General features: G+C 72.9%; 13 protein-coding genes. 5 read left to right on the forward strand and 8 right to left on the reverse strand.

Translation table 11 applies throughout. From position 1 onward, the window contains the following. Positions 1-47 precede the first annotated feature (47 nt). Positions 48-551: a metallophosphoesterase family protein gene (locus ACFVYL_RS29125; protein ID WP_389721090.1), complete on the reverse strand. Its 504-nt coding sequence runs from the start codon at positions 549-551 to the stop codon at positions 48-50. A 62-nt stretch (positions 552-613) separates the two neighbouring features. Then, complete coding sequence (proP, locus tag ACFVYL_RS29130; protein WP_389721092.1) at positions 614-2,167, reverse strand: glycine betaine/L-proline transporter ProP; 1,554 nt, start codon at positions 2,165-2,167, stop codon at positions 614-616. A gap of 496 nt (positions 2,168-2,663) precedes the next feature. Between proP and ACFVYL_RS29135 the strand changes: the two genes are divergently transcribed. The 4 genes from ACFVYL_RS29135 to ACFVYL_RS29150 all read left to right on the forward strand — a co-directional run bounded on the left by ACFVYL_RS29135 (position 2,664) and on the right by ACFVYL_RS29150 (position 6,285). Then, positions 2,664-3,122 carry a hypothetical protein gene (locus tag ACFVYL_RS29135; protein WP_389721094.1) on the forward strand — a complete coding sequence of 153 codons (459 nt, stop codon included), beginning with the start codon at positions 2,664-2,666 and terminating at the stop codon, positions 3,120-3,122. Between the two features lie 185 nt (positions 3,123-3,307). After that, positions 3,308-3,682, forward strand: coding sequence for a hypothetical protein (locus ACFVYL_RS29140; protein ID WP_389721096.1), 375 nt, complete (start codon positions 3,308-3,310; stop codon positions 3,680-3,682). Positions 3,683-3,772: 90 nt separating this feature from the next. Next, positions 3,773-4,969 (forward strand): PLP-dependent cysteine synthase family protein, encoded by a 1,197-nt coding sequence (locus ACFVYL_RS29145; protein WP_389721098.1) that lies wholly within the window; start codon positions 3,773-3,775, stop codon positions 4,967-4,969. After that, complete coding sequence (locus ACFVYL_RS29150; protein WP_389721100.1) at positions 4,966-6,285, forward strand: MFS transporter; 1,320 nt, start codon at positions 4,966-4,968, stop codon at positions 6,283-6,285. The genes ACFVYL_RS29145 and ACFVYL_RS29150 overlap by 4 nt, the downstream gene beginning before the upstream one ends. Before the next feature lie 49 nt (positions 6,286-6,334). Here ACFVYL_RS29150 and ACFVYL_RS29155 read toward each other — a convergent pair whose 3' ends face one another. The 4 genes from ACFVYL_RS29155 to ACFVYL_RS29170 all read right to left on the reverse strand — a co-directional run bounded on the left by ACFVYL_RS29155 (position 6,335) and on the right by ACFVYL_RS29170 (position 9,169). Further along, positions 6,335-7,030: a DUF3105 domain-containing protein gene (locus tag ACFVYL_RS29155; RefSeq protein ID WP_389721102.1), complete on the reverse strand. Its 696-nt coding sequence runs from the start codon at positions 7,028-7,030 to the stop codon at positions 6,335-6,337. Between the two features lie 106 nt (positions 7,031-7,136). Continuing rightward, the gene (locus tag ACFVYL_RS29160) at positions 7,137-7,541 is read right to left on the reverse strand and encodes a hypothetical protein (protein WP_389721104.1); all 405 of its coding nucleotides are present in this window, start codon (positions 7,539-7,541) and stop codon (positions 7,137-7,139) included. 21 nt (positions 7,542-7,562) lie between these two features. After that, complete coding sequence (locus tag ACFVYL_RS29165) at positions 7,563-8,162, reverse strand: DinB family protein (protein WP_389721106.1); 600 nt, start codon at positions 8,160-8,162, stop codon at positions 7,563-7,565. A 164-nt stretch (positions 8,163-8,326) separates the two neighbouring features. Beyond that, a complete protein-coding gene (locus ACFVYL_RS29170) occupies positions 8,327-9,169 on the reverse strand; it encodes a class I SAM-dependent methyltransferase (protein WP_389721108.1) in 843 nt (280 codons plus the stop codon). Positions 9,170-9,301: 132 nt separating this feature from the next. Here ACFVYL_RS29170 and ACFVYL_RS29175 point away from each other — a divergent pair, with 132 nt between their 5' ends. Further along, positions 9,302-9,880: a TetR/AcrR family transcriptional regulator gene (locus ACFVYL_RS29175; RefSeq protein WP_389721110.1), complete on the forward strand. Its 579-nt coding sequence runs from the start codon at positions 9,302-9,304 to the stop codon at positions 9,878-9,880. Positions 9,881-9,966: 86 nt separating this feature from the next. Here ACFVYL_RS29175 and ACFVYL_RS29180 read toward each other — a convergent pair whose 3' ends face one another. Together ACFVYL_RS29180 and ACFVYL_RS29185 are read right to left on the reverse strand one after the other, a co-directional pair. Continuing rightward, complete coding sequence (locus ACFVYL_RS29180; protein WP_389721112.1) at positions 9,967-11,163, reverse strand: NAD(P)-binding domain-containing protein; 1,197 nt, start codon at positions 11,161-11,163, stop codon at positions 9,967-9,969. A 143-nt stretch (positions 11,164-11,306) separates the two neighbouring features. Next, positions 11,307-12,014 carry a hypothetical protein gene (locus ACFVYL_RS29185; RefSeq protein ID WP_389721114.1) on the reverse strand — a complete coding sequence of 236 codons (708 nt, stop codon included), beginning with the start codon at positions 12,012-12,014 and terminating at the stop codon, positions 11,307-11,309. Between the last annotated feature and the right edge of the window lie 344 nt (positions 12,015-12,358).

Raw genomic sequence — 12,358 nt, forward strand, 5'->3', positions numbered from 1 at the left:
GACACAGGCGCCGGCCCGCACCGCGGAGCCGGCGCCCGATGGAGTGATCAGCGCCTCGGCGGCAGCCGGTGCCAGGTCAGGTCGTGCAGCGCGGAGCCCGCGACCGTCAGGGTCAGGAACGTGCAGTACGGCTGGCGCCTGCGGTCCGTGGGAGAGCCGGGATTGAGGAGTCTCAGGCCGCCGGGTGCCTCGGTGTCCCAGGGGATGTGACTGTGCCCGAACGCGAGGACGTCCAGGTCCGGGAAGCGCTCGGCGCACCGGCGCTCGCGTCCGGTGGCCGCTCCGGTCTCGTGGACGACGCCGAACCGCAGCCCCGCCAGTTCGGCCCGCTCGACCTCGGCGAGCCTGCGGCGCAACGGCGGCCCGTCGTTGTTGCCGTGGACGCCGATCAGCCGGCGCGACCTGGCCTCGAACAGATCGAGCGTGGCCTCGTCGATCCAGTCCCCGGCGTGGATCACGACGTCCGCCGCGTCGATCCCCGCCAGCAGGGCGTCCGGCAGGCGCTTCGCGCGCGTCGGCACATGGGTGTCGGAGGTCAGCAGCAGCCGCATGGAGCAAGGGTAGGGGCGGGAGCCGGCCGACGGCGCGCGGTCGCCTTCCCGGCCGGGGCCCCTCACTCGTCGCGTCCGCCGGACCTCGTGGTCCTGGAGTCACCGCGGCCGCCGCCCCGGGGGTGCCGCAGCCGCAGCCACACGTCACGCGCGTGGCGGCCCGCCTCCGTGCGGCTGCGCGCCACGATCTCGCGTGCCTCCTCGTGCGTCTCGACCATGGGCCCTGAGCCGCGCAGGGGACGGCCCGCCGTCTCGTGCAGGAAGAACGTCGACACCAGGCCGATCGCCCCGGCCACCATCAGGTAGAAGGCCGGGACCAGCGTGTTTCCGGTCTTGTCGACCAGGAACGAGGCGAGCAGCGGGGTGGTACCGCCGAAGACGGAGACGGAGATGTTGTAGGCGATCGACAGAGCCCCATACCGCAGCCGGGTGGGGAACAGGGCCGGGAGCGTGGCCGCGGCCGTGCCGGCGAAGCAGACCAGGAGCAGGCCGAGGATCGCACAGCCGAACGCGGGCAGCAGGATGCCGCCCTTCCGGATCAGCAGGAACGCGGGAACGGCGAGCACGATCATCGCGATGCTGCCGCCCATGAACATCGGCCGTCTGCCCCAGCGGTCGGAGCCGCGGCCCACCGTGGTGATGGCGAGGACCACGAGCAGCATGGTGGCGAGCACCAGGAGCTGCGCGGTCGTGTCGCTCTCCCCGAGGGTGACGGTCATGAACGTCGGCAGATACGACGTCACCATGTAGTTCGTGACGTTGTAGAGCAGCACGAGACCCATGCAGATGAGTACCGCCTGCCAGTGCCGGGAGAAGATCTCCCTGAGGCGCCCCTTGCCGGACTGGCGGGCCTGCTCGACGGGGTCACCCTCCTCGCGCCGGGACTCGGCCTCGCGTTCGGCCGCCGAGGAGGCGGCTTCCTGCTGGAAGGCGGGGGTCTCCTCCAGCTTCATCCGCATGTAGAGGCCGATGAGCCCGAGCGGCCCCGCGACGAAGAACGGGATGCGCCAGCCCCAGCTCTCCAGGCCGTCCGTGCCGAGGGTCAGGGTGAGTACGGTGACCAGGCCCGAGCCCAGCGAGTAGCCCACGAAGGTGCCGAAGTCGAGCCAGCTGCCCAGAAAGCCGCGCCGCTGGTCGGGGGCGTACTCGGCGATGTACGTGGTGGCACCGGCGTACTCGCCGCCCGTGGAGAAGCCCTGCACGAGCCGGCACAGGAGCAGCAGCAGGGGAGCGGCGAAACCGATCGAGGCGTACGTGGGGAGCAGACCGACCGCGAACGTGCTGACGGCCATCATGATCATGGTGGCGGCGAGCACGCGCTGACGGCCGATGCGGTCGCCCAGCGGCCCGAAGACGAGCCCGCCCAGTGGCCGCACCAGAAAGGCGGCGGCGAATGTGGCAAACGTGGAGACGACCTGCGCCCCGGGCGAACTGGAAGGGAAGAAGACCTTTCCGATCGTGCCCGCCAGATAGGCGTAGACGCCGAAATCGAACCACTCCATGGTGTTGCCGAGCGCCGCCGCGGTCACGGCACGCCGCACCTGCGGACGGTCCGAGACCATCACGTCCTCGGCGCTGAGCGTCTTCTTCCGGCGGCGCAGCAGCGTGCGCGCCATGCGGTCGGTAGCCGAACGCGAAGCGCGCGGTTCACTCTCCGCCGGACGGGGCTTTCGGGGCGTGCCGCGCGGTTGGCCTCTCACCATGAAGCTTTTCTCCTCGTGCCTGCCGAGAGAAGCTGTGTCGCCGCAAGTCTGAGCCGATCATGAGCGAGCGGCAAATTGTCCGGTCCAGTCAGATCTGGCGGTTTTCCGTGTTTTGCGTGAGTGGCGATGCTCCTGCTGCTTTCGCGGCCACCCGATGGTTCCCGGGGGTTCCGGGGGATGCTGGGGGTGCTGGTGGCTCGGCGGGGGTCGTGGGGCTGCTTCAGGGGTCTCGGGGACCCGGGGGTCTCAGAGGGGGTGAGGGGGAGCGGCAACTTGGCTGCCGGTAGCGGGAGTTGAGTCATGCCTTCGGTGGGTGGGTGACCGTGGGGCGGGCGGGTGGCTTGTTCCTGTTGTGCTCTCGTGAGTCGTGATGTCCGGGTTCGCGAGGTCGGGCTAGGATCGCGGCGTGATGACGGCCTGGTCTCGTTCCGGTGCACGGCGGAGCCGCTCGGCGGCGCCGCTGTGGCGGGTCGTGGGGCTGGGGCTCTGCCTCCTCGGTCTGGTGTTCGCTCACGTGGCGAGCCCCGAGGTCACGAGCCGGCACCTCGCCTCCGTCGGCGGTGTCACGGCGGCCGTCTCCGGTGCCCCCGCCGCTTCCGCCCTCACCTCCGCCATCGCTCCGGACGCTCCGGCCGTGGCCGAGGACCCCGGCGGGCCGCGCCACGACCACCGACAGCAGCACGCCGTCGAGGAGTGCGCGCTGAGCCAGCCTCCGCAGGGCCCCGACGTGGACATGCCCTGCCTCTCCCCGCTGGGCTCGCGGTGGCGGGGCGGCGCGCCCGTCCCGCTGGGCGCGCACCGGATCGCCGGGCGGGACTTCGTGGTCCCGATAGCGCATGCCGCGGATTCCACGATTCTGCGTATCTAAGCCACGACGGCTCTGAACTGGCCTAACACCACCATGAGTTCGCCCGCTCGCCCCATGGGGCCGAGCCCGGCGCCGTTCCGGTGGCCACTTCATGCTGTCCGACCTCGTCCCCGGTCACAGGTGTCACGCGTGCCGCACCCACGGCGCACCGCACCCGGCCGGGACGGCTGCCGCACGGAGGGTCTGTGCCGCATCGGCATTTCTTCCGCACCCTGTATGTCCTGCTGGGCACGCTCCTCGCGTGCTTCGGCGGGCCGCTCCACACCCATGGTCCCGTGCACGTGTCGGGGGCATCCACCTACGAGTGGGTGGAGCCGCGCCTCTCGGAAGGGGCCGAGGGCGCGCTCGTCGACGTACCCGCCCAGCCCGACCACTGTCACGAGCCGGGCCCCGCCTCCCTCGCCCAGCCCTCGGCCCGGCTGCTCCCGCTCGCCCTGAGCGCGGCGCCCGGGGACGAAGGGGCGGACACTTCCGTGGCCTGCCACTCCGCCACCGCACGACGAGCGGCCCCAGGAGTTGGACGGGCCGCTCTCAACTCGCTCTGCAGATGGCGCATATAGGGGCGCCCCGGGCGTGTCCCGCGCCATGACGGGACCCCCCGCGACCAACTCCTGCGTGACCACCCCCGAGCGAGAGCGAGAAGCGAAGAGATGCACTCTCCGACCGCGCACGACTCCACCCCCGCTGGGCCAGGCCCCGCCGGGGCCGCACCCTTTGGCGCCGTTCCTCACGGCGCCGCCCCACTCGGCTCCACCCTCCCCGGCCTCGTCGGAAACACCCCCGTCCTGCACGTCTCCCGGCCGTTCGCCCCGCCCGGCCGCGGCTTCTGGGCCAAGCTGGAGGGCTTCAACCCCGGCGGCATCAAGGACCGCGCCGGGCTCCACATGGTCGAACGCGCCCGGGCCCGCGGCGAGTTGGGGCCCGGACGCCGCATCGTCGAGTCGACAAGCGGCACCCTCGGTCTCGGCCTCGCCCTGGCCGGCACCGTCCACGGCCACCCGGTCACCCTGGTCACGGACCCCGGTCTTGAACCGTCCATGGCCCGGCTGCTCGCCGCCCACGGCGCGACCGTCGACACCGTGCCCGAACGCCACCCGGCCGGCGGCTGGCAGCAGGCGCGGCGGGACCGCGTCGCCGCCCTCCTCGCGGAGCACCCCGGCTCCTGGTGCCCCGACCAGTACGGCAACCCCGACAACGTCAGCGCCTACACCCCGCTGGCCCTCGAACTCGCCGCGCAGCTGGGCCACATCGACGTACTGGTCTGCAGCGTCGGCACCGGCGGGCACTCCGCGGGCGTCTCCCGCGTCCTGCGGCAGCTCTACCCAGGGCTTCGCCTGGTCGGCGTGGACACCGTCGGCTCGACCATCTTCGGCCAGCCCGACCGGCCGAGGCTCATGCGCGGCCTGGGGTCGAGCATCTACCCGCGCAACGTCGCCTACGAGAACTTCGGCGAGGTGCACTGGGTGGCCCCGGCCGAATCCGTCTGGGCCTGCAGGCAGTTGGCGACCTCGCACTACGCGACCGGCGGCTGGAGCGTCGGAGCCGTCGCGCTGGTCGCAGGCTGGCTCGCCAGGACACTCCCGCGCGACACCCGTATCGCCGCGGTCTTCCCCGACGGCCCGCAGCGCTACCTGGAGACGGTCTACGACGACGGGTACTGCGCCGAGCACGGCCTCCTTGGCCATGTCCCGGCACCCGAACCGGACGTGGTGGGCCGCCCCGACGAGAAGGAGGTCACCCGCTGGACGCGCTGCTCCACCGTCCACGATCCGCTGTCCCCGAGCCGGACGGACTGGACGGACCGGACGGGCGCGAGTGTTCGCTCGGTGGGAGGCGAGGCCCTGTGAAGGCGACTCTCACGCAGTTCCGCTCCTACGACCGGAGCGTCCGGCTGCTCCTGGCCAACCAGTTCACCATCAACCTCGGCTTCTACATGCTGATGCCGTATCTCGCCCAGCACCTGTCCGGCACGCTCGGCCTGGCAGGCTGGCTCGTCGGACTCGTCCTCGGCGTACGCAACTTCAGCCAGCAGGGCATGTTCCTCGTCGGGGGCACGCTCGCCGACCGGTTCGGGTACAAGCCGCTGATCGTCGCCGGATGCGTCCTGCGCACCGTCGGCTTCGCCACGCTCGGCCTCGTCGACTCGGTGCCTGCCCTGATCGTCGCCTCGGCGGCCACCGGCTTCGCCGGAGCGCTGTTCAACCCCGCGGTGCGGGCCTATCTCGCCGCCGACGCGGGCGAGCGCCGGGTCGAGGCCTTCGCGCTCTTCAACATCTTCTACCAGGCGGGCATCCTGCTGGGCCCGCTCGTGGGGATGCTGCTCACCGGGGTCGGCTTCAGGGTCACCTGCCTCGTCTCGGCGGCGGTCTTCGCGGTGCTGAGCGTCGTGCAGATCCGCGCCCTCCCCGCCCGTAGGGGCAACGACGCGCGGCACAGGGGCGCGGCCGCGGGCAGCGGGGCGGCGGGCGCCGGGGGCGGAGTCGTCGCCCAGTGGCGGAGCATCGTGGGCAACCGCGCCTTCCTGCTCTTCTCGACCGCGATGATCGGGTCCTACGTCCTGACCTTCCAGGTCTATCTGGCGCTGCCCCTTGAGGTGCGGCGTGTGGGCGGCGACGGCGAGTCCGGCACCGTCGCCGTCGCGCTGCTCTTCGCGGCGTCCGGTCTCGCGACCGTCCTCGGGCAGACCCGGGTGACGGCCCGGTGCAAGGAGCGGCTGGCCCCGGGACAGGCTCTCACCCGGGGGCTCTCGGTCATGGGGCTCGCTTTTGTGCCGCTCCTCGTCGCGACGGCGCTGCCCGAGCCCGGCGGGGGAGCGGGGCGGTGGCTGCTCGCCGCGCTTCCGCCCACGCTGGCCGCCCTGTTGCTCGCGCTGGGCACGATGATCACGTACCCCTTCGAGATGGACACCATCGTCCAGTTGGCGGGGGACCGTCTCGTCGCCACCCACTACGGCCTCTACAACACCATCTGCGGTGTCGGCATCACCGTCGGCAACCTGCTGACGGGAGTCGCCCTCGACGCCGCCAGGGCGGCGGGTCTGTCGGCGCTGCCCTGGCTCGCGCTGCTCGTCCTGGGGCTGGGGTGCGCGCTGTCCCTCCACGGACTGCACCGTGCCGGGCGGCTGACGCGCACGGCCTGCGGGGCGCAGCCCGCCACGGCCTGACCTGAGCCGGTCCGGCCGGCGCGCGACCCGCGCGCCGGCCGGTACCCGCTTACTCGGAGTCGACGCCCCCGGTGCAGGCCGCTCCTGGCTCGGGCGTCTGCGCGCCCTGTACGTACGTGCTGAAGAACTCCGCGGCCCGCGGGTCGTCGGCGCTGTCGACGGTGAGCTGGTGCCCCCAGGCCGACAGCATGATCGCGCTGCGCTGCTTGGCCACCGGACTCATCAGGCTGTAGGTGGTCCTGGACACCTTGTCGGCCAGTTTCTTGACGTCGGCGTCGGGCGCCTTGTCGTTGTACGTGACCCAGACGGCGCCGTGTTCGAGGGAGTGCACGGCGTTCTCGTTCGGTATCTCCTTCTTGTAGACGCTGGCGTCACACGTCATCCACGCCTGGTGGTGGTCACCGCCGACCGGCGGCGTCATCGGGTAGGAGACGGACTTGGTCACGTGATCGCGGCCCAGCTTCTTCGCGTCCCACGTCTTCTCGCCCCGTACGGGCTTCTTGGCGGCGGCGGTGTTCCGCTTCTCCTTGTCGTTGGCGCTGTCGAGTGCGTACGCGCCGAAGCCGATGAGCCCGGCGACGATCACCGCGCTCACCGTGACCGTGATGACGCGGTTGCGGCGCTCGCGGGCCTGTTCCGCGCGGCGCATCGCCTCGACACGGGCCTGGCGCTCCGCGGCGGCGGCCTTCCTGCTCGGCCTGTTGCTCGATCTGTTGTCCTGCTTGCGGGACTTGGGCTTGGCCATGGTGTTCCTGTCCCCGCCGCGCGGGGCGCGGCGGTGGTGGGAGCGGAGTGATGGATGCCGAGTCGCGGGGCGGGCCGCGTGCGCGGGCCGCCCGGCCGGGATCCGTCTAGATCCGCTGCACCTGGAGCATGTGGAGATCGGGGGAGCCGCGGTCCGAGGGAGGCCCGGCCGGCGGGCCGGGCGCCGGCGGCAAGCGCGGGGAGAGCGTCTGCTTCGGCACGGCGGGCAGCGACGGGTCCGCCGGGTTGAGGACGGCTCGTACGCCGTGGGCGGCGGCCGTGCAACGCCGGTCGCCGGGCGGGCAGTCGACGCCGTGCGCGCGCGGAGCCCCGTCGTCGTAGGACGGGGCCCCGGTGGCGGCCGCGGGGTGCCCCGAGCCCCGGTGATCGCCGTCCGGCGCTACGGCGCCGAGGCACATGAACAGCGTGGCGACGAGCGACGCGAGCGCGGCGGCGGACGCGGCGCGGCACCAGGCGTGCCGGGCGGCTCCGGTCCACTGCGTCTGTCTCATCGCAGCGCATCGTAGCGATCGTCAGGACGGCGGCCGACGGGTACCCCGGTCCGCTTCCCGCGCGGCACGTTCCACCCGTTCCCGGTGTGCCTCCTGCCACGCGGCTTCGGGCGGCATGTTGTCGCCGCCCTCTCGCAGTCCGGCGGCACCGTCGATCAACTCTCGTACGACGTCGGCGTGTCCGGCGTGCCGGTCGGTCTCGGCGATCATGTGGACGAGGACGCGATGCAGGGTCAGTTTCCGCCCGTTCTCACCCGGCAGGCGGCCGACCGCGTCGAGGTCCAGCGACTCGATGGTGGCGTCCGAGTGCGCCCACGCCTGCCGGTAGTGCCCGACGATCCGCTCCCGTGTCTCGTCGGCGGTCGCCCACAGGTCCGCGTTCGTCTCGGCGTCGCCCGTGATCCAGAGCCCCGGCGTGGCGAAGGGGCGCCCGAACGTGGCCCCGAAGTACAGGGCTTCGGCACTGGTCACGTGCTTGACCAGGCCCAGGAGATTGGTGCCGGTGGGCGTGAGCGGGCGGCGTATGTCGTACTCCGACAGGCCGTCGAGTTTCCAGAGCAGCACGTCGCGGGCGTCCTGCAGGTAGAGACGGAGGTCGGTTTTGAAGTCTGACGCGGTCATGGGCGGCAGTCTGCCGCTCGCTCGATCACCGGTCATCATGTTTTCGGGGGCGTTGGCCGAGGTCCAAGGCCTGGATGCGGGCGCGGGGCCTGTCGGGGCGGGCCGACAGACCCCGGCGGCGGACCGGGAGGTGCGCGGAGTCGCGCAGTGCGGGTTGCTCCGCGTCAGGGGCGGGTCGCGGTCACCAGAAGGGCGGCCGCGCGCAGGCGCAGGGCGCCGTCCTCCTCGTGCGGGCGCAGGAGCTCCGTCAGCCGGTCGCGCGCGCGGTCCGCGGTCTCGGGGGGCACCTGACTGGTGAGATGGCGTCCGGGACCGGAGCCGAAGAGGAAGTCGGCGGCGTCGGCCGCGTCCCGCCCCCACGTTCCGGTTGTCTCCACGCGCACCGCCTCGACCTTCTCGAATCCGGCGGAGGACAGCAGGGCGCACGTCTTGTCCGCCTCCGCGAGGGAGAACATGCCGGGCCCGCCGGGCGTGCCGAACTTGCCTATCGGAAGGAGGTCGCGCAGTGAGCCGAAGGCCCGGAGCCACTCGTTGTCCTGCGGGAACGCGCCACAGATGAACGCCGCCCGCCCGCCCGGCCGCAGCGCCCTGGCGATGTTGCCGAAACCGGCCACCGGGTCCGCGAAGAACATCACGCCGAAACGGCTGACCGCGAGGTCGAACGCGGCCGCCTCCAGAGGGTGGACCTGAGCGTCACCCTGCTCGAAGGAGACATTGCCGAGGCCCTCCTCCCGCGCGGTGCGGCGGGCCTGCGCCAGCATCGGCGCCGACAGGTCCAGGCCGAGGACCCGGCCGCCGGTCGCCCGGTGGGCGGCCTGCCTGGCCAGCTGTCCCGTCCCGCAGCCGACGTCCAGGACGCGGTCGTCCTCCTGGACCGAAGCGGCCGTCAGGAGAGGGGAGTTGAAGCCGCCGTTGATCGCGTCCCAGCGGGACTGATGGCCGGCCCAGTGCTCCCCCTCGTAGCCGTTCCATGCCTGCGCCTGTTCGGTGTTGGCGATGTCCTGCACTCGGTGCCCCCTGATGCGTCGTGGACGGTGCGCCCGGCACGGTTAGTATGGGCGCTCGCCCAAACAGTATGGGCGAGCGCCCTTTCTGGCAATGGCCGTACCGGGGCGTCCCGTTGCGTACGAGGAGCAGCCATGTCACCGCGCGGAGTCGCGATCCCCGACCTTCGCGACCGGCTCTTCGATGCCGCCGAGCGGATTGTCGCCCGCGAGGGGGCGGCGGCCCTGACGAGCCGGGCGATCACCGGAGAGGCGGGCTGCGCCAAGGGAGTGCTGCACACGCACTTCGGCGGGGTGGACGCGTTCGTCGCCGAGCTCGTGCTCGACCGGTACGCGCGCGCCGCGGCGGCCGCCCGGGCTCTGCCCGGACGGGCGGGTGAGGACAGCGTGGCGGCGAACCTGGCGGGAGTCGCGCTCGGACTGCTCGACTCGCTCGACCCCGGGGTCGTGGGCCTGGCCATGTCCAGCCACGCCACCTCCTGCCGGATCCGCGAGGCGCTCGCCGAGGGCGCCCCCGGCTTCGACGCGATCCAGGGCGCGCTCACCGCGTACCTGGACGCCGAACAGCGGCTCGGCAGGCTGCCGGACACCACCGACACCGCCACGACGGCGCTCGCCGTGGTCGGGACCGTCCACCACCTCCTGATGACCGGGTGGGCAGGCGCGCCGGACCCCCGGGAGCAGACCGAACGGCTGGTCGCCCTGCTCGTGTGACGGCGGGCGAGCATTGCCCCGCCTCCTCAGTTGTTGCCCTGTCAGCTGTCGCCCTCTCAGTTGTTGCTCTGTCAGCCGTCGCCCTGTCAGTCGTCGCAGCACGCCGCCACGGACTTCGTCAGCCGGGGACCCGCGAACCGCGTACCGCTGACGAAGCGCAGTGCGGGCCCGAACGTCGCGACGGCCGAAGGACCGGTGAAGTACAGCCCCGGCACGCTGGACGAGAACCCCTTGTCCAGGACGGGGAATCCACCGATCCGCCGCACGTCCGCGCGCAGCTCGGGCGAGAGGAAGTCCAGCGCCTCGACGTGGACGCGGTAACCCGTGGCGGCGAGGACATGGTCGGACTCGACGGTGTGGGTCCGTCCGTCCGGTGCCGTGGTGTGCAGGGCGACGCTGTTTCCCTGGACCTCCGCCGCCGTGATGTGCCGCTCCGCGAGCAGAGGCACCTGTCCTTCGAACCGGTCCCTGAGCCACCACGCCCCGCGCGGTCTCATCGGCCGCTCGGCGAGCCTGAGCCGGGCCGCCGCGGGCAGCCGTCGGAACGCGGCGGGGTGACGGGTGAGGCCGTACACGGGCCATGAGCGGCCCGCCGGGGTGTCCGGCTGCCAGTGCGGGCGGGACGACGGCGGCGTGTCGAACCGGACCCGCGCCCCGCGTGCGAGCACCTGCACCTCGGCGCCCGCCTCGTGCAGCAGGGCGGCGCTCTCCAGGGCGGACTGCCCGGCTCCGACGACGGTCACGCGGCGCCCGGCGAAGCTGCCGGGATCGGTCTGCTGCGAGCTGTGCGAGATCAGGCCCAGGGCCGACAGACCGCTGGACGCCGCTGCCGCGAGAGGCGTCGGCAGGTGGGCGAAACCGGAGAGGCCGGTGGCCACCACGACGGCGCAGGGCCGGAGCACCTCGCCCGACGACAACTTGACGCGGAAGCCGTCCTCGCGCCGCTCGACCGAGGACACCCTCTCGTCCTCGACGCGGGGCACGAGGCGCTCCCGGAACCACCGGCCGTACCGCATGAACAGGCCCACGGGCACCTGGTCGTGGGCCGCCACCCTGCGCTCCCCGGCGTCGCGGCAGTAGTCCTGGAGAGTGAAGCCCTCGCGTGGGGTCGCCAGCGCGCAGGCGGCGGGCGACGTCTTCAGAAGCATGCCGGCGGGCATGCGCCGTGACCAGTTGGCGACGGGGGCGCCGAAGACACGGACGGGCAGGCCGCGCGCCCGCAGGTGCGCGGCGGCGGACAGACCGTACGGGCCCGCGCCGATGACGACGACGGTCTTGGACATGGGGGTCCCTCCTGGCGGTCACGTCCGGCCGTGCGGAGACGGCTCGGGGCGCGCCGGAATCAGCTGTGGAGTGTGCGGAATCGGGCTTGCCGGGACCGCTCAGGTCCGTGTGGTCCGGCGCGGCGCACGCGCTGCGGCACGGCTCAGACGGCGAGCGGCGGGCGGGCCGGCGGACCGCGCCGTACGACCGTGTCCGCGAGGAGGAGGGGGAGCGCCGTCGGGCGGACGGGCCGCCCGGGACACAGCTGCTGGATCAGCCGGGGGAGTACGGCCGCGTGGGGCGTGGGGCCCGGGTGCAGTACGCGCGCCAGGAAGGCGCAGAGCAGCCGCAGCATCCGCGGCAAGGAGCCGCGCAGCGGACGCGGTTCGCGACCGGCGGCGGTGGCGGTGGTGCGGTGGTCGCTGTCGTGCTGGTGCTGGTGCGGCCTGCGGTCGACGAGGAGGCGGAGCGCGAGCCGTGCGACGACCGGTGAGCAGGAGGGGCGGGCCGCGGGGAACGGCCGCCGACCGCCGCGTACCGCGTACGCACGGTCCGGGTACGCACGGTCCGGGTACGCGCCATCCGCGCGGGACCGTTGCGACCGCCACCGCCGGGTGGCGGCCTGCCCGGCACGGGCGAGGGCCGACCGCGGCGCGGAGTGCCGGGGCCGCGGGGCGCGGGGCGGGAGTGGGATCCGGGGCGCCGAGGCCGCACCGAGCGGGAGTGCCGCGCAGAACAGGACCGCGGCGACGGCCGCGCGGACGTCCCAGGACGGCGCAGAACCGAGGACGAAGTGGTACGAGGCGACCGCGAGGAGGGCACTCACCACGGAGAAGACGGTGGCCCGCGCGACGGCCGGCGGGAACGTCACGCCGCGTGCTCCCGGTACCGGGTGCACCCCCGGCACCGACCGCATCCCCGGCATCGACCGCACCGACCGCGCCTCCATCGTCGACCGCGCGGCCGGTACTCGGCTGTCGCGCGGTCGAGAGCGAGGTACCACCGGTCCCGAAGTCTCCATGACCTATCCATCATGAGCCGTCACCCTCATGGCTGTCACCCCGCTGGGGACCGATGCGGACCGGATGTGCGCGGGAACTGGCCGCCTTTGTGCGGCGGTTGCCGCCCCATGTCCCTACCTGCCGGGACCTGCCGGGCCCCGGCGGACCCGTACGGGTCACCAGAACGCGCCGTCACCCGGCACCCCGGCCTTGA

Source organism: Streptomyces sp. NPDC058308 (assembly GCF_042880275.1).
GTDB lineage: Bacteria > Actinomycetota > Actinomycetes > Streptomycetales > Streptomycetaceae > Streptomyces.

What these genes read in the sequence shown, in the direction of transcription:
- ACFVYL_RS29160 (WP_389721104.1), bottom strand. Translation starts at nt 7,541, where the DNA reads ATGAGACAGACGCAGTGGACCGGAGCCGCCCGGCACGCCTGGTGCCGC.
- ACFVYL_RS29125 (WP_389721090.1), bottom strand. Translation starts at nt 551, where the DNA reads ATGCGGCTGCTGCTGACCTCCGACACCCATGTGCCGACGCGCGCGAAG.
- ACFVYL_RS29155 (WP_389721102.1), bottom strand. Translation starts at nt 7,030, where the DNA reads ATGGCCAAGCCCAAGTCCCGCAAGCAGGACAACAGATCGAGCAACAGG.
- ACFVYL_RS29135 (WP_389721094.1), top strand. Translation starts at nt 2,664, where the DNA reads ATGACGGCCTGGTCTCGTTCCGGTGCACGGCGGAGCCGCTCGGCGGCG.
- ACFVYL_RS29180 (WP_389721112.1), bottom strand. Translation starts at nt 11,163, where the DNA reads ATGTCCAAGACCGTCGTCGTCATCGGCGCGGGCCCGTACGGTCTGTCC.
- ACFVYL_RS29145 (WP_389721098.1), top strand. Translation starts at nt 3,773, where the DNA reads ATGCACTCTCCGACCGCGCACGACTCCACCCCCGCTGGGCCAGGCCCC.
- ACFVYL_RS29165 (WP_389721106.1), bottom strand. Translation starts at nt 8,162, where the DNA reads ATGACCGCGTCAGACTTCAAAACCGACCTCCGTCTCTACCTGCAGGAC.
- ACFVYL_RS29175 (WP_389721110.1), top strand. Translation starts at nt 9,302, where the DNA reads ATGTCACCGCGCGGAGTCGCGATCCCCGACCTTCGCGACCGGCTCTTC.
- proP (WP_389721092.1), bottom strand. Translation starts at nt 2,167, where the DNA reads ATGGCGCGCACGCTGCTGCGCCGCCGGAAGAAGACGCTCAGCGCCGAG.